We start from the raw sequence: 21,298 nt of genomic DNA, 5'->3' as shown, positions 1-21,298 counted from the left end.
CCAAGCTCTCAACTTCGTTCGAGCAGGGGGGACCCCCACCGCGTCGACTCCCTCCTCCGCCTTGCAGCTGCACGCACCAGACCCCGCTCACCGGCATTGAAACGGCACCGTCAGCCCCCTGCGACCTGACCCGAACGACAGGCCCTAGGAGTGACCGCGCCCCGGGCGCTCCGGTCGGCGGACCACACGAACGGATCGTGTTATTCGTACGGTATTGCGGCATATGCGCCTACGGTGTACTCCGTGCTCTACGGGATCGTGGCCGCCACCACCGCCGTTCTCCTCGCCGCCGCGCTGTGCGCGCTGCTGCGGGGCCCCGGGCTGCGGGCGGGGATCGTGAAGGTGGGGCGGCGCGGACGGCGGGTGCCGGTGGTGGGCGGGCTCGCGGTCGTGGGGACGGTCGGCGCCGTGGTCGGCGTCGGCGAGTGGAGCGGGGCGGCCCGGCTGGGCGGCGAGGTCACCCGGGTGCTCCTCGCGGCGGTGACCGTCGCGCTGACGGGCCTCGCCGAGGATCTGCGGCCCGCCCGCCCCCGCCCCGCCGGCCGGTGGCCGCGCCTCGCACGAGGGCTCCTGCGCCACGGCGTTCCGGCGGGCGCGGCGGCCCTCGTGGTGCCGTACGACGTCCTGGGCGTCGCGGGCGGTCTGCTCGCCGCCGGGTGGATCGTCCTCGTCGCCCACGGATTCGTGGCGCTGGACCACGCCGACGGAGTGATGGGCACGGTCGGCGTCGTCACGGCGTTCGCCCTCGGCACGTGCGCGGTGGCCGACGTACGGGACGGGCTCGCCGCGCTGCTGTGCGTGCTGGCCGCCGCGCTCACGGGGTTCCTGATGCACAACGCGGCCCCCGCGCGCGTGACCGCCGGACGGGGCGGCGCCCTGTTCACCGGCTTCCTGCCGGCGGCCGTGACGGTTCTGGTGCTGGCCGGACGGGGCCCCGGTGCGGGCGGCAGCGTGCTGGTGGCGCTGAGCGCGGTGCCGGTGGCGAGCGTGTCGCGGCTCCGCGTGGCCCGCGGTCTGCGCGGAATGGGGCTCACCCCCCGGGGCGTCGTCGTGACGGTCGCCATGCTGGCCGCGGGGGCGGCGGTTCCCGGGGTACTGGTCTTCCTGGACTACGCCCGGCCCCTGGTGGCATGGCTCGCGGCGGCGGTCGCCGCGGCGAGCGTCGTCGCCTGCGGCCTGCCGGGCAGGGCGCCGCACGGCTCGGCGGGCCCTGGCACGTCGACGGCCGCGGCCGGGCGGGGCTCCTTCACGCGGCTTCCGGCACCCTCGAAGGGGAGCGGGGCCGTGCCGAACCGCGGCTCCGCCGCGGAGCGCGAACGGCCCCCACTCAGCGGCACCCGCCCCACGGCCCGCACCCCCGAGCGGTAAGGCGCCCCGCACCCCTGCACCCGGGCCCCGCGCATAAGTTGAGCGAACCCCACTCAGCTCTCTTGACGTAGCACCCATGCCCTGGCATGGTTGAGCTTGTTGCACTCAAGTCAGCTGGAGGAACTCACCATGGCACGTGCGGTCGGCATCGACCTGGGCACGACTAACTCCGTCGTCAGCGTTCTGGAGGGCGGCGAGCCCACCGTCATCACCAACGCCGAGGGCGCCAGGACCACGCCGTCCGTCGTCGCCTTCGCGAAGAACGGTGAGGTGCTGGTCGGCGAGGTCGCCAAGCGTCAGGCGGTCACGAACGTCGACAGGACCATCCGGTCGGTCAAGCGCCACATGGGCACCGACTGGAAGATCAACCTGGACGGCAAGGACTTCAACCCGCAGCAGATCAGCGCCTTCGTGCTCCAGAAGCTGAAGCGGGACGCGGAGGCGTACCTGGGCGAGAAGGTGGCCGACGCGGTCATCACCGTCCCGGCGTACTTCAACGACGCCGAGCGCCAGGCCACCAAGGAGGCCGGCGAGATCGCGGGCCTGAACGTCCTGCGCATCGTCAACGAGCCGACGGCCGCCGCCCTGGCGTACGGCCTCGACAAGGATGACCAGACCATCCTGGTCTTCGACCTCGGTGGCGGCACCTTCGACGTCTCGCTGCTGGAGATCGGCGACGGCGTCGTCGAGGTGAAGGCCACCAACGGCGACAACCACCTCGGTGGTGACGACTGGGACCAGCGCGTCGTCGACTACCTGGTCAAGCAGTTCCAGTCCGGGCACGGCGTGGACCTGTCCAAGGACAAGATGGCGTTGCAGCGGCTGCGCGAGGCCGCCGAGAAGGCCAAGATCGAGCTGTCCTCGTCCACCGAGACCTCGATCAACCTGCCGTACATCACCGCCTCCGCCGAGGGCCCCCTGCACCTCGACGAGAAGCTCACCCGCGCCCAGTTCCAGCAGCTGACCGCGGATCTGCTGGAGCGCTGCAAGACGCCGTTCCACAACGTCATCAAGGACGCCGGGATCCAGCTCAGCGAGATCGACCACGTCGTTCTCGTCGGCGGCTCGACCCGTATGCCCGCCGTCGCCGAGCTCGTCAAGGAGCTGACCGGCGGCAAGGACGCCAACAAGGGCGTCAACCCGGACGAGGTCGTCGCCATCGGCGCCTCGCTCCAGGCCGGTGTCCTCAAGGGTGAGGTCAAGGACGTCCTGCTCCTCGACGTGACCCCGCTGTCCCTCGGTATCGAGACCAAGGGCGGCATCATGACCAAGCTCATCGAGCGGAACACGACGATCCCGACCAAGCGGTCCGAGATCTTCACCACCGCCGAGGACAACCAGCCCTCCGTGCAGATCCAGGTCTACCAGGGCGAGCGCGAGATCGCGGCGTACAACAAGAAGCTCGGGATGTTCGAGCTGACGGGTCTGCCGCCGGCCCCGCGCGGCGTGCCGCAGATCGAGGTCTCCTTCGACATCGACGCCAACGGCATCATGCACGTCACGGCGAAGGACCTGGGCACCGGCAAGGAGCAGAAGATGACCGTCACCGGCGGCTCCTCGCTGCCGAAGGACGAGGTCGACCGGATGCGCCAGGAGGCCGAGCAGTACGCGGACGAGGACCACCGCCGCCGCGAGGCCGCCGAGACCCGCAACCAGGGCGAGCAGCTCGTCTACCAGACGGAGAAGTTCCTCAAGGACAACGAGGACAAGGTCCCCGGTGACGTGAAGACGGAGGTGGAGACCGCGCTCGGCGAGCTGAAGGAGACGCTCAAGGGCGAGGACACCGCCGAGATCCGCACGGCCACCGAGAAGGTCGCCGCCGTCTCGCAGAAGCTCGGCCAGGCCCTCTACGCCGACGCCCAGGCCCAGCAGGCCGCCGGTGGCGCCGAGGCGGGTGCGGGTGCGGGTGCCGGCCAGGCGAAGGCCGACGACGACGTGGTGGACGCCGAGATCGTCGACGACGAGCGCAAGGACGGTGCCGCGTGACGGAGGAGACCCCGGGCTTCGACGAGCAGCAGCCCGACGTCCCCTCCGGCGCGACCTCCGACGACGCCGAGCCGAAGACCGCCCCCTCCGCCAAGGAGGAGGGGGCGGCCCCGGCCGGGGACGCCGCTCAGACGGCCGGTCTGACGGCCCAGCTGGACCAGGTGCGCACCGCCCTCGGCGAGCGCACCGCGGACCTCCAGCGGCTTCAGGCCGAGTACCAGAACTACCGGCGCCGGGTCGAGCGCGACCGGGTCACGGTCAAGGAGATCGCCACCGCGAGCCTCCTGTCCGAACTCCTGCCCGTGCTCGACGACATCGGCCGCGCGCGCGAGCACGACGAACTGGTCGGCGGCTTCAAGTCGGTGGCCGAGTCGCTGGAGACGGTGGCGGCCAAGCTGGGTCTCCAGCAGTTCGGCAAGGAGGGCGAGCCCTTCGACCCGACGATCCACGAGGCCCTGATGCACAGTTACGCGCCGGACGTCACCGAGACGACGTGCGTGGCGATTCTCCAGCCGGGGTATCGCCTCGGTGAGCGCACCATCCGCCCCGCGCGGGTGGCGGTCGCCGAGCCCCAGCCCGGCGCGCAGACGGTCAAGGCGGACTCCGCCGAGGCCGAGGGTGCCAAGGGCGCCGACGCCGACGACAAGGAGAGCGGTGGCCCGGACGAGGGCTGAGCTCGCACACGCAAGGAAGGAGGGACGTCGGGGATGAGTACCAAGGACTTCATCGAGAAGGACTACTACAAGGTCCTCGGCGTCCCCAAGGACGCCACCGAGGCCGAGATCAAGAAGGCGTACCGGAAGCTCGCCCGCGAGTTCCACCCGGACGCCAACAAGGGCAACGCCAAGGCGGAGGAACGTTTCAAGGAGATCTCCGAGGCGAACGACGTCCTCGGGGACCCCAAGAAGCGCAAGGAGTACGACGAGGCCCGGACGCTGTTCGGCAACGGCGGTTTCCGTCCGGGCCCCGGCGCCGGCGGCGGCGGAACGTTCAACTTCGACCTGGGCGACCTCTTCGGAGGCGGCGCCCAGGGCGGGGGCGGCGGTGCGCAGGGCGGCTTCGGCGGCGGACTCGGTGACGTCTTCGGGGGCCTGTTCAACCGCGGCGGCGCGGGCACCGGCACACGCACCCAGCCCCGGCGCGGCCAGGACGTGGAGTCCGAGGTCTCGCTGAGCTTCACGGAGGCGGTCGACGGCGCCACGGTGCCGCTGCGGATGTCCAGCCAGCAGCCGTGCAAGGCCTGTTCGGGCACCGGCGACAAGAACGGCACACCGCGCGTGTGCCCGACCTGCGTCGGCACGGGGCAGGTGGCGCGCGGCTCCGGCGGCGGCTTCTCGCTGACCGACCCGTGCCCGGACTGCAAGGGCCGCGGCCTGATCGCCGAGGACCCCTGCGAGGTCTGCAAGGGCTCCGGGCGCGCGAAGTCCTCGCGCACCATGCAGGTGCGCATCCCGGCGGGCGTCAGCGACGGGCAGCGGATCCGGCTGCGCGGCAAGGGCGCCCCCGGCGAGCGCGGCGGCCCGGCGGGCGACCTCTACGTCGTCGTGCACGTCGGGACGCACCCGGTGTTCGGCCGCAAGGAGGACAACCTCACCGTCACGGTCCCCGTCACCTTCGCGGAGGCGGCCCTCGGCGGCGAGGTGCGGGTGCCCACCCTGGGCGGTCCGCCGGTCACCCTGAAGCTGCCCCCGGGCACGCCCAACGGGCGTACGATGCGCGCCCGCGGCAAGGGCGCGGTCCGTAAGGACGGCACCCGCGGGGACCTCCTGGTCACCGTCGAGGTGAGTGTGCCCAAGGACGTGTCGGGGAAGGCTCGTGACGCGCTGGAGGCGTATCGCGAGGCGACCGCGGGGGAGGACCCGCGGGCGGAGCTGTTCGAGTCCGCGAAGGGAGCATGAGGACGCCATGGACACATCCGGTCGTCGTCGCAATCCGTACGAACTGACGGAAGAAACGCCGGTGTACGTCATCTCGGTGGCGGCACAGCTGTCCGGACTGCACCCGCAGACCCTTCGTCAGTACGACCGGCTGGGCCTGGTCTCACCCGACCGCACCGCCGGGCGCGGCCGCCGCTACTCCGCCCGTGACATCGAACTGCTGCGCCAGGTGCAGCAGTTGTCGCAGGACGAGGGCATCAACCTGGCCGGCATCAAGCGGATCATCGAACTGGAGAACCAGGTCGCCGCGCTCCAGCAGCGCGTGGCCGAGCTCCAGTCGGCGGTCGAGGGCGCGGCGGCGACGATGCGGCAGCGCGAGGCGGCGGTGCACGCCTCGTACCGGCGCGATCTGGTGCCGTACCAGGAGGTGCAGCAGACCAGCGCGCTTGTGGTGTGGCGCCCCAAGCGCCAGCCCCCGCAGTCCGCCGACTGACGTCTCGACCGATGTCCCGTCCGATGTCCCGCCCGGCGTCCGGCTGACGGAGCCGCAGGTACTCGAGGGGCCGATTCCGGTGAGGGAGCCGGGAGACCGCAGGGTCTCCCGGCTCTCGGCGTTCCCGGGCGTGTTCGTCCGGTGGCTTGCCCCGATTCCCCGCTCTTTCTGTCTTCTTGTGAGACTGCTCGACGCTCGCGGCCATTGGTGTGATTGCATGAACGACGCGAAACGGCGTGCGCACCGTTACTCCTTGATCATTCACGGACCTCTCACAGGACGGCTGTTGTCATGTCGTTAACCGGTACTCCTTGACGCTGAGTGCCGTGCCCGCGTTGGCTTTCAGCCACATGGCCCGCGCACGCTCCCTCCTGTTCCGGAAGGCACCTGATGTGAACACTCGTAACACGCGCAAGACCGCGCGTCGCACGTTCCTGGCGCTGTCCGCCGCTGCCGCGGCCCTGTCCCTGAGCGCATGCGGCCTGATCGACGGCGTCGGCAGCGACGACGCCTCGGCGACGCCGGACAAGGGAAACGACATCACGGTGGGCCTGCTTCTCCCGGAGAAGGAGAACCAGCGTTACGAGAAGTTCGACTATCCGATCATCAAGGACCAGGTCCGTGTCCTGACCAAGAACCAGGGCAAGGTCGTCTACGCCAACGCCGAGGCGGACGCCGACCGGCAGAGCGCGCAGATGGAGGGGATGATCCACGACAAGGTCGACATCATCCTGCTGGACGCGGTGAACGCCGCGGCGATCAAGCCCACCGTGCGCAAGGCCAAGGACGCCGGCATCCCCGTCATCGCCTACGACCGGCTGGCGCAGGGCCCGGTCGACGCGTACATCTCCTTCGACAACGAACTGGTCGGCCAGGTGCAGGGCCGTGCCGTCCTCGAGGCGCTCGGCGGCAAGTCGGGGACCGGCAAGGTCGTCATGATGAACGGCTCCAAGGCCGACCCCAACGCGGCCCAGTTCAAGAAGGGCGCGCTCAGCGAGCTCCAGAACAAGGTGAACGTCGTCAAGTCGTACGACGTCGTCGACTGGAGGCCGGAGAACGCCAAGAAGGACATGGCGCAGGCGATCGCCGCGGTCGGCGTGGAGAACATCGACGCGGTGTACTCCGCCAACGACGGCATGGCCGGCGCCGCCATCGACGCGCTGAAGGAGGCCGGCGCCTCCAAGATCCCGCCGGTGACCGGACAGGACGCGGAACTGCCCGCCGTGCAGCGGATCATCGCGGGCCAGCAGTACATGAGCGTCTACAAGCCGTACCCGGAGGAGGCCACCAACGCCGCGGAGATGGCGGTGGCCAAGGTGCAGGGCCGGTCGATCGAGTTCGACGCGCTGACCCGCGACTCGGTGGACAGCCCGACGACCAAGAAGATCCCGTCGATGCTGGTGCAGGTCGTCGCCCTCACCAAGGACAACGTCCAGGACACGGTCCTGAAGGACAGCATCTGGACCCTCAAGGAGATCTGCACCGCCAAGTACAAGGCGGACTGCGACCGGCTCGGGCTGAAGTAGCCCGCGCGCACGTCAGGAGCCCGGTGGTCACCGACCGCCGGGCTTCCGCGTTTCCCGCTTCCCGTCCGGCGGGCAAGTCGCCTCCCGCCCGAGGGGGTTCCTCGTTCCCCGCCCGTGCCGGGCCGCAAGAAGGAAGGGGAAAACCGGCCTGTTCGAGAACAATCGCGGGCAGTCTCGGGAAGGGCCCGTGTTGCGGAGGCGGGCGGGTCCGCGCATAGTTGCGCTGCGCGGGAACCCGAGGGCGGTACGGAAGCCCCGGGGCGGCGCGGGAAGTCGAGGGCGGGAGCCAGGGGTGGGAGATGGCCGGGCACGGGACGGACACGCATCCGCACGGTGCTGACCACCTGTGCGAGGCCGGCCACCGCGTCTACTCCCGGGCCGTACGACGCGGCCGGATCCCCCGCACGGACGCCGACCCGGTGCCGTGCCTGGTCGAACTGGCCCTGCTGCACCCCGATCCGGACGACATGGACTGGCTGGTGCCGACCCCGCCGCAGGAGGTCATGACCCGGCTGCTGCGCGGACTGCACGACGAGGTGAGCGCCAGCCGCACCCGGGTGGGCGCGGCGGTCGCCGCCGTGGAGTGGTACGCCGGGCTCGGCGGACGCGAACAGCCCCCGGCCGAGCGGTCCGCGATCCGCGTCCTGGACGGACTGCCGCGGATCCGCGCCGCGGTGGACGAGGCGACCGCCGGCTGTGTCTCCGAGGTGCTCACGGTGCAGCCGGGCGGCATCCGGCGCGAGGACGAACTCGCCGAGGGACTGCACCGGGGGCTGGAGATGCGCCGGCGCGGGGTGCGGATGCGGGACCTGTACACCCATGTCGCCCGGCACGGGCAAGGGTTGCACACCTACCTGGAGCTGATGGGCGAGGCGGCCGAGGCCCGTACGCTCGACGAGGTCACCGAGCGGCTGATCCTGTTCGACCGCACGGTCGCCTTCATCCCCGCCAACGCCGACCGGACGGTGGCGCTCGAACTGCGCCACCCCGCGCTCGTGGAGTACCTGGTCACCGTCTTCGAACGGCTGTGGCGCCTGGCGATCCCGCTCACCTCGCCGCTGCCGAAGACGGGCATCGACGGCATCACCCACCGCGAGCGGTCCATCGCCGCGCTGCTGGCGGAGGGGCACCAGGACGCGGCGGTGGCGGAGCGGCTGGGGATCAGCGTGCGCACCTGCCGCGCGCACATCGCGCGGCTGTCGGAGACGCTGGGGGCGGCGAGCCGGACGCAGCTGGGCGTACGGATCGCCCAGGCGGGCCTGGACGGCCCGCCGGGGACCCCGGGGCTGGTCCCGGTCCCCGCCCCGGCGCGAGAGGCGCGCACGGCGCGCTGAGGGGCGTGCGGCGGCGATCGTGCGCCTCCGGTGCCCGGCCGGGCCCCGGTGCTCCCGCTCCGGGCCCCGGTGCTCCCGCTCCGGGCCCCGGTGCTCCTGCTCCGGATCTCGGTGCTCCCGCTCCGGACCTCAGTGCTCCCGCTCCAGAATCCCCGACTGGGCGATGAGATAGCCCAGTTGGGCCCGGCTGCCGCTGCCCAGCGCCGCCGCCAGCCTGGCGATGTGCGCGCGACAGGTGCGCACGTTCATGCCCAGCCGGCGCGCGATCGCCTCGTCCACGTGCCCCTCGATCAGCAGCTTGGCGATCGACCGCTGCACCCCCGTGATGCCCTCGGGCGTCGACTCGTAGGGCACCTCGTCCATCAGCGGCGTCGCCCGCTGCCACAGGTGCTCGAAGACCTTGATGAGGTACTGCACGAGCCCGGGGTGGCGCAGCTCCAGGGCGATCTGGTTGTCGTCCTGCGCGGGGATGAAGGCGACGGTGTCGTCGCAGATGATCAGCCGCTCGATGAGCTGTTCCAGCGTGCGTATCTCAACCTTCGCGCCCGCCATCTGGTCCACATAGGCGAAGGTGCTCTGACTGTGCCGGACGGTGTGCTGGTAGAGCGTGCGCATCGCCAGGCCGCGCTCTATGAGCGGCTTGCTGCGTTCAAGCGCCTGGCTCAGGATGTGTTCCGGACGGCTGCCGCCCGGCTGCACGGTGAGCACCTCGGTGCGCGCCTCGGCCACGGCCACGTCCAGCGCGGCGTGGATGCGGGCGTTGCCCTCCAGCACGGTGATGGCGTGCGTGGTGGCGGGCTTCTGCGCGCTCAGCGCGAGAAAGGGCTGGAAGGCGTCCGCGAGGTCGAGGGTGAGCCGCCTGCGGTCCTGGATCTCGCGTTCCAGCGGCTGGATCTGCTGGGCGAGCGCGATCGAGGGGGGAACCGGACGGAGCCAGTCGGGGTCGTCCGGATCCGGGTGGAGGAGCGCGAATTCGAGCAGGCAGGGAGCGGGCTCCACCTCCGCCCGGGAGACGCGCCCGGAGCTCAGCGCACTGGCGTAGAGACGGGAACCCTCAGGGCAGAGTTCTGTCACGCCGTGAGGATGTGTCGGTTTTGTGCGCTTTGTCGGCAAATCTCCACCCCCCAGGGTCCTGAACGTGCAGGAACATGATGCATCTCCTCTGTGGCATTGACGTGCCTGAATGAGCCATCGTCTTCATCAGACGGGGGGAGAGGAAGCCATCAAGTGAGGACGAAGCCGAACATGAAGAAGAAAATGCTTCGCTCGGTGCTTGCCACTGCCGTCGTCGCCGTCGCACTGGCCGGTGGCGCGGCTGCCGGTCCTCTCGACGTCGGCTGGGGCACCCCGGCCCGTACGGCGTCGACCACGGCGGTGCAGTCCGCCGGCCTCGGCGACGTGGGCTGGGGAGCGGTGACCTCCGCCGACTCCGGCTCCGGTGACGTGGGCTGGGGCATCGCGCCGGCCACCACCAACGGCGATGTGGGCTGGGGCGCGGTGACCGCCACCACCTCCGGCGACGTGGGCTGGGGCGCGGTGACCGCCGCCACCTCCGGTGACGTCGGCTGGGGCATCCGGGCCGCCGCCACCCCGGGCGACGTCGGCTGGGGAGCTCCGGTGGCGAAGCCGGGTGACGTCGGCTGGTCGGCACCGACGGACGCGGAAGCATGACCACTCCGCCCGACGACCGGTCCTTCCGGCGCGAGATGGCCACCGCCTACCGCTCCGGCTGGCACTTCATCGACCTCGTCACCGCGATCCCCCACCCCGGTGACTCGTTGATGGTGACCGTGTTCGGAGAGCCTGTCGTCGTCACCCGCGACGAGGACGAGGACGTACGGGCGTACCGCTGTCTGCGACGGCCTCGGGGGGCGCCGCAGCCGGTCCGGTGCGCCATCCGCTACGGCATGATCTTCGTCAACCTCGACCAGCGCGACCACCGGCTGGACGGCACCGACACTCCCGACTCCCCCCACGAGGTACCCGATCTGAGGACCATCTCGGCCACCCCCCGCAGTGCCTGACGCGATTCCCCCGTCGTAAAAGATCGCTCAGGCGCTTCCCCCCGCAGCGGCGTCACCGTGACCTGAACACGGTGACGCCGCTGCAGTTTTATGGGGAACTCTCCTGGTATGGGTTTGCTCCGAATCGCCCAGGGATGGCCGAAACCCGGCGCCCGGTGAGGGGCGCGGGACTGTATCGGTCCCCGGCTCCGCCGCGTGGGCACGATCGTCTCCGCACCCACCCGCCCGCGCACCGCCCCCGGAGCCGCTCCCCGAACTCAACCTGCGCGGAGTAGACTCAACTTTGTCGACGTCGCTCAAGTCAGACCGAGTTCGAGTTCGAGGAGGGACACGCAACCGTGGACGCCGAGCTGACCAACAGGAGCCGTGACGCGATCGCCGCGGCCGGCAACCGTGCCGTGTCCGAGGGCCACCCGGACCTCACCCCTGCCCACCTGCTGCTCGCGCTGCTGGAGGGGCAGGACAACGAGAACGTCATCGACCTGCTCGCCGCCACCGGCGCGGACCAGGCCGCCGTACGCACGGACACCGAGCGCGCCCTCGCCGCCCTGCCCAGCGTCACCGGCTCCACCGTCGCACCGCCGCAACCCAACCGCGAACTGCTCGCCGTCATCACGGACGCGCAGGCCCGCGCCAAGGACCTCGGCGACGAGTACCTGTCCACCGAGCACCTGCTCATCGGCATCGCCGCCAAGGGCGGCCGGGCCGCCGAGGTGCTCTCCGGGCAGGGTGCCACCGCCAAGAAGCTGCTGGAGGCCTTCCAGAAGGCCAGAGGAGGACGCCGGGTGACCACGCCCGACCCGGAGGGCCAGTACAAGGCCCTGGAGAAGTTCGGCACGGACCTCACCGCCGCCGCCCGCGAGGGCCGCCTGGACCCGGTCATCGGCCGGGACCAGGAGATCCGCCGCGTGGTGCAGGTGCTCTCCCGCCGCACCAAGAACAACCCCGTGCTGATCGGCGAGCCCGGCGTCGGCAAGACCGCCGTCGTCGAGGGCCTCGCCCAGCGCATCGTCAAGGGCGACGTGCCCGAGTCGCTGAAGGACAAGCGGCTGGTCTCGCTGGACCTCGGCGCGATGGTCGCGGGCGCCAAGTACCGCGGCGAGTTCGAGGAGCGCCTCAAGACGGTCCTCGCCGAGATCAAGGACTCCGACGGACAGGTCGTCACCTTCATCGACGAGCTGCACACCGTCGTCGGCGCGGGCGCCGGCGGCGACTCCGCGATGGACGCCGGCAACATGCTCAAGCCGATGCTGGCCCGCGGCGAACTGCGCATGGTGGGCGCCACCACGCTGGACGAGTACCGCGAGCGGATCGAGAAGGACCCCGCCCTGGAGCGCCGGTTCCAGCAGGTGATGGTCGCCGAGCCCACCGTCGAGGACTCCATCGCGATCCTGCGCGGGCTCAAGGGCCGCTACGAGGCCCACCACAAGGTGCAGATCGCCGACTCGGCGCTGGTGGCCGCCGCCACCCTCTCCGACCGGTACATCACCTCCCGCTTCCTGCCCGACAAGGCGATCGACCTCGTCGACGAGGCCGCCTCCCGGCTGCGCATGGAGATCGACTCCTCGCCCGTCGAGATCGACGAACTCCAGCGCGCCGTCGACCGGCTCCGCATGGAGGAGCTGGCGCTGGACAAGGAGACCGACGCCGCCTCCCGCGACCGCCTGGAGCGGCTGCGCCGCGATCTCGCCGACAAGGAGGAGGAGCTGCGCGGGCTGACCGCCCGCTGGGAGAAGGAGAAGCAGTCCCTCAACCGCGTCGGCGAGCTGAAGGAGAAGCTCGACGACCTGCGCGGCCAGGCCGAACGCGCCCAGCGCGACGGCGACTTCGACACCGCCTCCAAGCTGCTCTACGGCGAGATCCCCGACCTGGAGCGCGACCTGGAGGAGGCCAGCGAGGCCGAAGAAGAGGTGGCGCGGGACACCATGGTCAAGGAGGAGGTCGGCTCCGACGACATCGCGGACGTCGTCGCCTCCTGGACCGGCATCCCCGCAGGCCGCCTGATGGAGGGCGAGACGCAGAAGCTGCTCCGCATGGAGGAGGAGCTCGGCAAGCGGCTGATCGGCCAGGCCGAGGCGGTACGGGCCGTCTCGGACGCCGTACGGCGCTCGCGGGCCGGCATCGCCGACCCGGACCGCCCCACCGGCTCGTTCCTCTTCCTCGGCCCCACCGGCGTCGGCAAGACCGAACTCGCCAAGGCGCTCGCCGACTTCCTCTTCGACGACGAGCGGGCCATGGTCCGCATCGACATGTCGGAGTACGGCGAGAAGCACAGCGTGGCCCGGCTGGTCGGGGCGCCCCCCGGCTACGTCGGCTACGAGGAGGGCGGCCAGCTCACCGAGGCGGTGCGCCGCCGCCCGTACAGCGTGGTGCTCCTCGACGAGGTGGAGAAGGCGCACCCGGAGGTCTTCGACATCCTGCTCCAGGTGCTGGACGACGGCCGCCTCACCGACGGCCAGGGCCGCACGGTCGACTTCCGCAACACCATCCTGGTGCTCACCTCCAACCTGGGCAGCCAGTTCCTCGTCGACCCGCTGACCAGCGAGGCGGAGAAGAAGGAACAGGTCCTGGAGGTCGTGCGGGCCTCCTTCAAGCCCGAGTTCCTCAACCGGCTCGACGACCTGGTCGTCTTCTCGGCCCTCTCCAGGGACGAGCTCAGCCGCATCGCCCGGCTCCAGATCGACCGCCTGGCCGCCCGGCTCGCCGAGCGCCGGCTCACCCTGGAGGTCACCGACGAGGCACTGGCCTGGCTCGCGGTGGAGGGCATGGACCCGGCGTACGGCGCCCGGCCGCTGCGCCGGCTGGTGCAGACGTCGATCGGCGACCGGCTGGCCCGGGAGATCCTGGCCGGCGAGATCAAGGACGGCGACACGGTCCGCGTCGACCGCTTCGGCGAGGGCCTGATCGTGGGCCCGGCCTCGGACAAGACGCTGTAACCCTCCGGTACGGCCTCCGTTCCGCCCCCGGCCGGATCCATTCCGCCGGGGGCGGACATGCCCGTCCGGGGTTGCCACCCCCCGCCCCGCATGGGGGAGGATGGCGGCATCCGTACGAAGGGAAAATCACGGTGAGCATCGACCCGTCCTCGATTCCGAACTTCGGAGGCCAGGAGCCCGAGCCCGGGCCGCCGGCCGGCCCCGTCGTCCCGGATCAGGACCTCGTGAAGCAGCTCCTGGACCAGATGGAGCTCAAGCACCTCGTCGACGAAGAGGGAGACCTCGTCGCGCCGTGGGAGCAGTTCCGTACGTACTTCATGTTCCGCGGCGAGGACGACCAGGCGGTCTACTCCGTGCGCACGTTCTACGACCGGCCGCACCAGATCGACGACAAGCCTGCCCTGCTGGAGGCCATCGACGACTGGAACCGGCGCACGCTGTGGCCCAAGGTCTACAGCCACACCCATGACGACGGCACGGTCCGCCTCATCGGCGAGGCGCAGATGCTGGTCGGCACGGGCGTCAACCTCGAGTTCTTCGTCTCCTCGACGGTCAGCTGGGTGCGCGCCGCCATCGAGTTCGACCGGTGGCTCGCCGAGCAGCTCGGCCTCGAGGAGGAGGTCGACGGCGCGGGGGAGCCCGACGAGGACACCGACGAGTGATCCGTCGGACATGAGCGCGGCCGGCCCGGGGGGAGTCCCGGGCACGGCTCACAGCGCGGCACGGGCGAACACCACCAGGTACGCCCCGTAGGCCAACGAGAGCCCGGTCAGGGCGCCGACCACCAGGACGGCGTGCCACGGCCGGGCTCTCGCCGTCCGCACCAGCGCCCGCGCGGGCGGGATCAGCAGCGGGAACGCGGGCAGCAGGAAGCGCGGCTTGGAGGCGAAGTAGCCGGAGCCGCCGACCACCACCAGGAGCAGCACCCCGCAGTAGACGACCAGCGGCAGCGGCGCCCGGTCGGCCAGCAGCAGCGCGAACAGCAGCAGCGCCAGTACGACGATCACCACGGTCAGCGGGTGCACGGACCGGGTCGCGTGCACCATGAAGTGCCGTACGAACTCCAGCGACCCGTGCCCCAGATCGAACCGCGACCCCCACTGCTCCTGCACACGGAAGTAGCCGCCGAGCAGATCGCCCTCGCGGTGCCCGACCCATAGCACGTAGCCGCACCAGCCGAGGGGGGCGAGGACGACGGCTGTCCACAGCCTGTGGACAGCCGTTCGCGTCCGCGTGTGCCACCGCTGCCGGATCTCCCACCCGGCCGCCGCCATCACCGCCGCCGCCACCGCGAACCCGTTCGGCCGGGCCAGCCCCGCGGCCGCCGCGAGCGTGCCCGCCCACACCCAGCGCCCGCTGAGCACCGCGTACAGCGACCAGGCGGCCAGCGCCGTGAGCAGCGGTTCGGTGTACGCCATCGACAGCACCACCGAGTGCGGCAGCACCGCCCACAGCAGCACCAGTACGGTGGCGACGGCCTCGCCGTACAGCCGCCGTCCGACGAGGTGGATGCCGTACGCGGCCACCACGGCGGAGGCCCACGACACGAGCAGCCCGGCCGCGCCCCAGCCGACCGGGAGCACGGCGGTCACGGCCCGGACGAGCCCCGGGTAGAGCGGGAAGAACGCCAGATCGCTCCGTACGAAGAGCTCGCCGGCGTGGTGTCCGGTGCGGACGTACCCGTAGCCGTGGGCGGCGATCCCGAAGTACCAGAGCGAGTCCCACGACCGCCCGAGCAGGGCGAGCGGGTGCGGCCGGCCGGCGGCCCGCGCGGCCGCCAGGACGAGGAGCGCCCCGGTCAGCCGCACGGCGACGAACAGCACGAGCGCGGCGGGCGCCCCGGCGAACCTCCCCGCCCCCGGCCGGAACCTCCCTCCGGGCCGCGGCGGCGGCAGCGCCGGGCCCACATCGGAAACATCAGGACGCGCGAGCGTACGAAACTCGGTCACACGGGAACCATGCGCCGCTTTCCACCGATTACCGAGCTTTGTCCCTCACGCGGCGCAAGGAGGGCGCGCCCGCGAGGGGGGCGTTCCCCCCGACCGGGTTCTCAGGCGCCCGTCCGCAACGCCCCCAGCCTCCGTACCGCCTCCTCCAGGACCTCCACCCGCTTGCAGAACGCGAACCGGACGAACGGCGCCCCACTCTCCCGGTGGTCGTAGAACACCGCGTTGGGAATCGCCACCACCCCCACCCGCTCCGGCAGCCCCCGGCAGAACGCGAACCCGTCACTCTCCCCCAACGGCCGGATGTCGGCCGTCACGAAGTACGTCCCCGCGGGCCGGAAGACGGCGAACCCCGCGTCCGCCAGCCCGTCCGCCAGCAGATCCCGCTTCTCGCGCAGCTCCTCCCGGAGCCCCGAGAAGAAGGACTCCGGCAACGCCAGCCCTTCCGCGACGGCGTACTGGAACGGCCCCGAGGCCACGTACGTCAGGAACTGCTTCGCCGACCGCACCGCGGTCACCAGCGGAGCGGCCCCGGTCACCCAGCCGACCTTCCACCCCGTGTACGAGAAGGACTTCCCCGCACTCCCGATGCTGACCGTCCGTTCCCGCATCCCCGGGAACCCGGCCGGCGGCACATGCTCGGCCCCGTCGAAGACGAGATGCTCGTACACCTCGTCGGTCACCACCAACAGATCCCGCTCGACCGCCAGTTCGGCGATCACGGCCAGTTCCTCCCGGCTCAGCACCGTCCCGGTCGGATTGTGCGGCGTGTTGATCAGGAGCAGTCGCGTGCGGTCGGTCACCGCGTCCCGCAGCTCGTCGAGGTCGAGGCGGAAGACGGGTCCGTCGGGGCCCTCGTGCGGCCGCAGTGTCACCGGCACCCGCTTTCCGCCCGCCATGGCGACACAGGCCGCGTAGGAGTCGTAGTACGGCTCCAGCGCGATCACCTCGTCCCCCGGTTCGACCAGCGCGAGCAGCGCCGCCGCGATCGCCTCGGTGGCCCCGGCGGTGACCAGGACCTCCGTGTCCGGATCGTACGTCAGTCCGTACCGCCGCTGCTGGTGCGCGACGATCGCCGCGCGCAGCTCGGGGACGCCGGGACCCGGCGGGTACTGGTTCCCGCGCCCGTCGCGCAGCGCCCGCACCGCCGCCTCGCGGATCTCCTCGGGGCCGTCGGTGTCGGGGAAGCCCTGGCCGAGGTTGAGGGACCCGGTGCTCAGTGCCAACGCCGACATCTCGGCGAAGATCGTCGTGCCGAACTCGGTGAGCCGCCGGTTGAGGAGGGGGCGCGCGCTGGAGGTCATGGCCGCCATCCTGGGCCCAAGCTCTGGAGTTCCTCAACTCCGCTTTGGGGCGCGCCGCGCGAGGGCATCTCCCGGGCACACATCGCCGGGGCGCCGACGGGGCCGCCCGGCTTCGGACGACCTCCAGGGGGATTTTCCGGGGGTCGATGGGGGATTCGAAAGGAGGGGGACGCCATGGGTGCAGGCATCATCGGAGGCGGACTCCTGCTCGTACTCGTCTGGGTCCTGTTCGCCGCCGTGGGGCGCCGCAGGGCCGTCCGCCGGGGCGGCAAGCGGAACGGCGCCGCCGGCAAGCGGACCCGCACCGCCCGGTACGCGGCGGGCGGCAGCGGCGGCAGCTGGTGGGCGGGCGACTCGGGCGGCTCGTCGTCGGACGGCGGCGGTCATCACGGCGGTCACGGCGGCCACTCGTGCGGGGGAGGTCACTCCTGCGGGGGCGGCTCGTCGTGCGGTTCGTCCTGCGGGGGCGGCTGCGGCGGGGGCTGAGAGTGGTCCGTACGGCGGGGAAGGGGGCGCGCGGGGGCGCGCGCCGTACGTGAACAGTTGAGCTGTGCAGCCCTCGGGGGGATGGAAACGCCACGAAGTTGGGTAAAAACGCTGTGGCGGCCCCAGAGTTCATGATTCCCTCTAGATCACGAAGCAGCCCCCAGGGCGTCCTGCGGGCCATCCCGCAGGCGGACCTCTTCCGGACCGGGCTGTTCCGGACGTCCTGCTCCGACCGGCCGAGCCGGCCGGTCTCCCCGGCGCCACCGAGGTGTGCGCCGGGCTCCCTCCCCTTTTTGCGTGCTAGCGGAGCCGATCCATGCTCACGACCCTGAACACTTCCTACACCGACACGCGCGCGGCCGACCTCGCCTGGACCCTGGACAGCGGGCCGCTGCCCGCCCTTGCCACCCTCGACCTCGAACTGGCGGGGTCCACCTTGCAGTTGCGCCTCCTCGGCGCCTCCCACCAGGTACTCCTCCAGGCGCCGGAGGGCGACTGCTCGGAGACGGTCGCCTGCATCCAGGGCAGCAGCACCCCGCTGCCGCTCGGCGTGGCCAAACGGGTCGACGACTGGGAGTACGAGTTCGCGGCCCGCGTCGAGGTGCTCTCGCCGGGCTCGTTCGCGGGCCGCGCCCAGGAACTGCTGGCCCTGGTCGCCGACCATCCGCACGGCCTGGCCGGCGTCTTCCCCGGCAGCCCGCACGCGTTCACCGCGATGCTGGCCCACCGGCACGAGGGCCAGATCCACTGGCGCACGTGGCACGCGTACCCGCAGGACGGCCAACTCGTCGCCACGCGCACCCGGGTGGGCACCCCCAGCCGCGCCACCCGTCCCCCGAAGGACGACTGGCGCCTCCCCGCCACCCACCTCCCCGTGGACCACCGCACCCCCCGCCTCCATCCGACGACGGTCTGAGCCGTCGCCACCGAGGGGTGAAGCCCCGAGCCCTCCAGAGCGCAGGGGGCCCAGGGGGCGGAGCCCCTCCCCGGTCGCGCCCCCCGCGCACTCCTTCACCACCGCTTCACCTCCGTGAGTGACAAGGCCCAGAGGCGACGCCCCGGTAGCGTTCCGTCAGTGATCGACCCGCACGCCCCCGCACCTCCCGGCGCCCCGCCCCGCCGGGGCGAGCCGGGCCGGGCGCCGCTGCCCGTCCGCCCCGGCACAGGACGCTTCCTCGTCCTGACCGGCGTGTTCGTCTGCGCGGCCTGCGGACTGGTGTACGAACTCGAACTCGTCGCCCTCGCCTCCTACCTCATCGGCGACACCGTCACCCAGGCCTCCGTCGTCCTCTCGGTCATGGTCTTCGCGATGGGCATCGGCTCGCTCGCCGCGAAACGCCTGCGCTGCCGCGCGGCGGTCGGCTTCGGCGCGGTCGAGGCCGCCCTCGCCCTCGTCGGCGGCCTCAGCGCGATGGCCCTGTACGCCGTCTTCGCCTGGACCGGAGGCGGCTGGGCCGGTGTCCCGTCGGCCGGCCCCCGCTGTCTGCTCGTCGCGTTCTCCCTGGCGATCGGCCTGCTGATCGGCGCCGAAGTGCCCCTCCTCATGGAGCTGATCCAGCGCATCCGCCGCCAGGAGGCGGGCGGCGCGGTCGCCGACCTCTTCGCCGCCGACTACGTGGGCGCCCTCGTCGGCGGCCTCGCCTTCCCCTTCCTCCTCCTGCCGCTGCTCGGCCAGTTGGAGGGCGCCCTGCTCACCGGCGCGGTCAACGCCCTGGCGGGGGCCGCCCTCGTCCTCGGCCTGTTCCGCCGTGACCTCCCCGCGCGCGCCCGCCACGTCCTCCTCGCCGTCAACGTCACCGTGCTCGGCCTGCTCGCGCTCGCCGCGTTCCTCGTCGGTGACTTCGAACGGGCCGCCCGGCACGCGGTGTACGGGGCGGACGTCCGGGTGGCGATGCGGACGGACGTGCAGGAGGTCGTCCTCACCGGCGGCGACCACGGCCGCCCCCTCGACCTCTTCCTCGACGGCCGGCTGCGGGTCAGCGGTCGCGACGAGTACCGCTACCACGAGGCCCTGGTGCACCCCGCGATGACCGGCCCCCACGCGCGCGTGCTCGTCCTCGGCGGCGGTGACGGCCTGGCCGCCCGCGAGGTGCTGCGCCACCCCGGCGTACGGCGGGTCGACGTCGTCGAGGCCGACCCGGCGGTGGTCCGGCTGGCCCGCCGGGACCCCGCCCTCTCCCGCCTCAACCAGCACGTCTACGCCGACCCCCGCGTCCACGTCACCACGGACGACGCCTTCCGCCGGCTGCGGGCCACGCCCCCGGGGTCGTACGACGTGGTGATCGCGGACCTCCCCGACCCCGGCATCAGCGCCAGTACGAAGCTGTACTCGCAGGAGTTCTACGGCCTGGCCCGGCGCACCCTCGCCGAGGACGGCCGGCTCGTCGTGCACGCGGGCCCGGTGGCCACCCGCCGCCGGGTGTTCTGGACGGTGGAGACGACGATCCGCTCGGCCGGGCTGCGGACGGTGCCGTACCGGGTCGACGGGCGCGGCGCCTGCTCCGTGAGCGGCCCCGACCGCGCGACGCGCACGGGGGTCCGGGGGTTCCAGGACTGGGGCTTCGTCCTGGCCGGGCGCACCCGCCCGGCGCTCCGGCTCGACCCGGCGGCGCCCCGGCCGCGCTCGCTCACGCGGGAGGGCCTGGCGGGGGACCGGCGGGCGGCGGTCCGCACCCGGCTGCGCGGGCTGGCCCCGTCGACGCTGGTGCACCCGCGCTACGCGGACTGACTGACCCGCCCCGGCGAATCGCCGCTTCGACGGGTTCCGTCCGGGCCCCGGTGGGTAGGCTCGGCCGGCATGGAGCATGAGGTGTTCGTTCCGGTACCGGCCGAGCGGCTCGGAGAGGTGCTCGCCGACCCCGAACGGGTGGCCAGGGCCGTGCCGGGGTTCCAGCAGGACGCGGGGGCGGAGCCGGGCGCGGGGCGCCTGAAGGTGCGCGTCGGGGGGCACACCATCACGTACCGCGGTGCGTTCGGGGCCCTCCGGCGGGACGACGGCTCGTACGCGTTCGAGGGCGACGCGACGGAGGCCCGCGGCAGCGGTGCGGTACGGCTCGCGCTGACGGTACGGCTGCGGCCGGACGGGGCCGGCACGGTCCTGACGTTCACCGGCACGGTCACGGCGACCGGCCGTATCGCCGAACTGCCCGCGGAGACGGTGCGGTCGGCGGGCGCCCGCCTGCTGACCCGCGCCGCGGAGAACGCGGGACGGGCCGCGGCGGAGCCGCCCCGGCCACCGGCCTCCGGGACCGGCGCCGAGCCGCGGCCGCCGGAGGCGGAGGGCGGGGCCGAGCCGCGGCCGCCGGTGTCCGCGCCCGGCGAGGAGTCGGCGGAGCCGGGCACCTCCCTCTTCGAGACGGAGGTGCCGCCGCCCTCGCTGGAGGGCCCGGACGACCTGGACGGCTCGGAGGACTCGGGCGACTCCGACGACTCCGACGACTCGGAGGCCGAGCCGCCGGCCGAGGCGGCGCACGCGCGGCGGACGATGATCGGGCGGAGCGCGGAGGAGGTCGACCACGCCCCGCCGCGCGGGCGCTACGCGCCGGTTCCGGCGCCGGAGGCGACGGGATCCGCGGGGGCGCTGCGGTGGGCCGCTCCCGCGGCGGCGGTCGTCCTCGCCTCGGCGATCGTCATGAGCCGCTACCTCCGCAGACGCCGCTGAGGGCAACCACGGTTGTTCGCCCCCGCCGCCCCTACCCTTCCCGTCCCCGGGGGCAAGCCCCCGGACCCCCGTGGGGTACATCGCCGGCCGCGGCCCGGTGGGGGTACGCCGCGCAGTTCCCCGCGCCCCTAAAAGCAGGGACACGCGCCGCCCTTGCTCCGCGGCTCCGCCGCGCGGGCGCGAGCAACCGCAGCCCCGTCAGGGGCGCGGGGAACTGCGCGAGCAACCAGGAACCGACCCGCACCCGCTCACGAGCCGCCCCCACCCGAGCTCTCCCGCGTCTCACCCACCCACCCGCACCCGCCCACGAACCGGCCCCCTCCGAGCTCTCCCGCGTCTCACCCACCCACCCGCACC

18 protein-coding genes are annotated in these 21,298 nt (G+C 72.4%); 15 read left to right on the top strand and 3 right to left on the bottom strand.

Annotated elements, in window-relative coordinates:
* Positions 1 to 243 precede the first annotated feature (243 nt).
* The 7 genes from IO29_RS29455 to IO29_RS29425 all read left to right on the top strand — a co-directional run bounded on the left by IO29_RS29455 (position 244) and on the right by IO29_RS29425 (position 8,584).
* Complete coding sequence (locus tag IO29_RS29455) at positions 244 to 1,368, top strand: MraY family glycosyltransferase (RefSeq protein ID WP_078618455.1); 1,125 nt, start codon at positions 244 to 246, stop codon at positions 1,366 to 1,368.
* A gap of 129 nt (positions 1,369 to 1,497) precedes the next feature.
* Positions 1,498 to 3,354: a molecular chaperone DnaK gene (dnaK, locus tag IO29_RS29450; protein ID WP_030381991.1), complete on the top strand. Its 1,857-nt coding sequence runs from the start codon at positions 1,498 to 1,500 to the stop codon at positions 3,352 to 3,354.
* The gene (gene grpE, locus IO29_RS29445) at positions 3,351 to 4,028 is read left to right on the top strand and encodes a nucleotide exchange factor GrpE (protein ID WP_030381990.1); all 678 of its coding nucleotides are present in this window, start codon (positions 3,351 to 3,353) and stop codon (positions 4,026 to 4,028) included. The genes dnaK and grpE overlap by 4 nt, the downstream gene beginning before the upstream one ends.
* 33 nt (positions 4,029 to 4,061) lie before the next feature.
* Positions 4,062 to 5,252, top strand: coding sequence for a molecular chaperone DnaJ (gene dnaJ, locus IO29_RS29440; RefSeq protein ID WP_030381989.1), 1,191 nt, complete (start codon positions 4,062 to 4,064; stop codon positions 5,250 to 5,252).
* Between the two features lie 7 nt (positions 5,253 to 5,259).
* Positions 5,260 to 5,724, top strand: a complete 465-nt coding sequence (locus IO29_RS29435; protein ID WP_030381988.1) for a heat shock protein transcriptional repressor HspR — start codon at positions 5,260 to 5,262, stop codon at positions 5,722 to 5,724.
* Between the two features lie 392 nt (positions 5,725 to 6,116).
* Positions 6,117 to 7,250 (top strand): sugar ABC transporter substrate-binding protein, encoded by a 1,134-nt coding sequence (locus IO29_RS29430; RefSeq protein ID WP_030381987.1) that lies wholly within the window; start codon positions 6,117 to 6,119, stop codon positions 7,248 to 7,250.
* 299 nt (positions 7,251 to 7,549) lie between these two features.
* The gene (locus IO29_RS29425) at positions 7,550 to 8,584 is read left to right on the top strand and encodes a helix-turn-helix transcriptional regulator (RefSeq protein ID WP_030381986.1); all 1,035 of its coding nucleotides are present in this window, start codon (positions 7,550 to 7,552) and stop codon (positions 8,582 to 8,584) included.
* A 129-nt stretch (positions 8,585 to 8,713) separates the two neighbouring features.
* On the opposite strand, the gene IO29_RS29420 is transcribed toward IO29_RS29425, so the two are convergent.
* The gene (locus tag IO29_RS29420; protein WP_030381985.1) at positions 8,714 to 9,697 is read right to left on the bottom strand and encodes a hypothetical protein; all 984 of its coding nucleotides are present in this window, start codon (positions 9,695 to 9,697) and stop codon (positions 8,714 to 8,716) included.
* A 156-nt stretch (positions 9,698 to 9,853) separates the two neighbouring features.
* On the opposite strand from IO29_RS29420, the gene IO29_RS39780 reads away from it, so the two are divergent.
* The 4 genes from IO29_RS39780 (at position 9,854) to IO29_RS29400 (ending at position 14,206) form a co-directional block, all read left to right on the top strand.
* Complete coding sequence (locus tag IO29_RS39780; RefSeq protein WP_234307630.1) at positions 9,854 to 10,255, top strand: hypothetical protein; 402 nt, start codon at positions 9,854 to 9,856, stop codon at positions 10,253 to 10,255.
* Positions 10,252 to 10,608: a Rieske (2Fe-2S) protein gene (locus IO29_RS29410; protein WP_030381983.1), complete on the top strand. Its 357-nt coding sequence runs from the start codon at positions 10,252 to 10,254 to the stop codon at positions 10,606 to 10,608. The genes IO29_RS39780 and IO29_RS29410 overlap by 4 nt, the downstream gene beginning before the upstream one ends.
* Before the next feature lie 338 nt (positions 10,609 to 10,946).
* Positions 10,947 to 13,544: an ATP-dependent chaperone ClpB gene (gene clpB, locus IO29_RS29405; RefSeq protein WP_030381982.1), complete on the top strand. Its 2,598-nt coding sequence runs from the start codon at positions 10,947 to 10,949 to the stop codon at positions 13,542 to 13,544.
* 131 nt (positions 13,545 to 13,675) lie between these two features.
* Positions 13,676 to 14,206 carry a type III secretion system chaperone family protein gene (locus tag IO29_RS29400; RefSeq protein ID WP_030381981.1) on the top strand — a complete coding sequence of 177 codons (531 nt, stop codon included), beginning with the start codon at positions 13,676 to 13,678 and terminating at the stop codon, positions 14,204 to 14,206.
* A 48-nt stretch (positions 14,207 to 14,254) separates the two neighbouring features.
* Here the strand turns inward: IO29_RS29400 and IO29_RS29395 are convergent, their stop codons facing one another.
* The gene (locus IO29_RS29395) at positions 14,255 to 15,493 is read right to left on the bottom strand and encodes a glycosyltransferase family protein (protein ID WP_030381980.1); all 1,239 of its coding nucleotides are present in this window, start codon (positions 15,491 to 15,493) and stop codon (positions 14,255 to 14,257) included.
* Between the two features lie 101 nt (positions 15,494 to 15,594).
* Positions 15,595 to 16,803 carry a pyridoxal phosphate-dependent aminotransferase gene (locus IO29_RS29390; protein WP_030381979.1) on the bottom strand — a complete coding sequence of 403 codons (1,209 nt, stop codon included), beginning with the start codon at positions 16,801 to 16,803 and terminating at the stop codon, positions 15,595 to 15,597.
* A gap of 165 nt (positions 16,804 to 16,968) precedes the next feature.
* Between IO29_RS29390 and IO29_RS29385 the strand changes: the two genes are divergently transcribed.
* The 4 genes from IO29_RS29385 to IO29_RS29370 all read left to right on the top strand — a co-directional run bounded on the left by IO29_RS29385 (position 16,969) and on the right by IO29_RS29370 (position 20,941).
* A complete protein-coding gene (locus IO29_RS29385; protein ID WP_030381978.1) occupies positions 16,969 to 17,280 on the top strand; it encodes a hypothetical protein in 312 nt (103 codons plus the stop codon).
* 316 nt (positions 17,281 to 17,596) lie between these two features.
* A complete protein-coding gene (locus IO29_RS29380; RefSeq protein ID WP_030381977.1) occupies positions 17,597 to 18,196 on the top strand; it encodes a DUF2617 family protein in 600 nt (199 codons plus the stop codon).
* A 159-nt stretch (positions 18,197 to 18,355) separates the two neighbouring features.
* Positions 18,356 to 20,008: a polyamine aminopropyltransferase gene (locus tag IO29_RS29375; RefSeq protein ID WP_030381976.1), complete on the top strand. Its 1,653-nt coding sequence runs from the start codon at positions 18,356 to 18,358 to the stop codon at positions 20,006 to 20,008.
* A 69-nt stretch (positions 20,009 to 20,077) separates the two neighbouring features.
* Positions 20,078 to 20,941 carry an SRPBCC family protein gene (locus IO29_RS29370; protein ID WP_030381975.1) on the top strand — a complete coding sequence of 288 codons (864 nt, stop codon included), beginning with the start codon at positions 20,078 to 20,080 and terminating at the stop codon, positions 20,939 to 20,941.
* The last annotated feature ends 357 nt before the right edge of the window (positions 20,942 to 21,298 follow it).

Origin of the sequence: Streptomyces sp. NRRL F-6676 (assembly GCF_000725625.1) — a bacterium.
In the GTDB taxonomy this organism is placed as follows: Bacteria; Actinomycetota; Actinomycetes; order Streptomycetales; family Streptomycetaceae; genus Streptomyces.
This window is presented reverse-complemented; position numbering and strand designations above follow the sequence as displayed.

What these genes read in the sequence shown, in the direction of transcription:
- dnaK (WP_030381991.1), top strand. Translation starts at nt 1,498, where the DNA reads ATGGCACGTGCGGTCGGCATCGACCTGGGCACGACTAACTCCGTCGTC.
- dnaJ (WP_030381989.1), top strand. Translation starts at nt 4,062, where the DNA reads ATGAGTACCAAGGACTTCATCGAGAAGGACTACTACAAGGTCCTCGGC.
- IO29_RS29435 (WP_030381988.1), top strand. Translation starts at nt 5,260, where the DNA reads ATGGACACATCCGGTCGTCGTCGCAATCCGTACGAACTGACGGAAGAA.
- IO29_RS29425 (WP_030381986.1), top strand. Translation starts at nt 7,550, where the DNA reads ATGGCCGGGCACGGGACGGACACGCATCCGCACGGTGCTGACCACCTG.
- IO29_RS29410 (WP_030381983.1), top strand. Translation starts at nt 10,252, where the DNA reads ATGACCACTCCGCCCGACGACCGGTCCTTCCGGCGCGAGATGGCCACC.
- IO29_RS29390 (WP_030381979.1), bottom strand. Translation starts at nt 16,803, where the DNA reads ATGGCGGCCATGACCTCCAGCGCGCGCCCCCTCCTCAACCGGCGGCTC.
- IO29_RS29385 (WP_030381978.1), top strand. Translation starts at nt 16,969, where the DNA reads ATGGGTGCAGGCATCATCGGAGGCGGACTCCTGCTCGTACTCGTCTGG.
- IO29_RS29380 (WP_030381977.1), top strand. Translation starts at nt 17,597, where the DNA reads ATGCTCACGACCCTGAACACTTCCTACACCGACACGCGCGCGGCCGAC.
- IO29_RS29370 (WP_030381975.1), top strand. Translation starts at nt 20,078, where the DNA reads ATGGAGCATGAGGTGTTCGTTCCGGTACCGGCCGAGCGGCTCGGAGAG.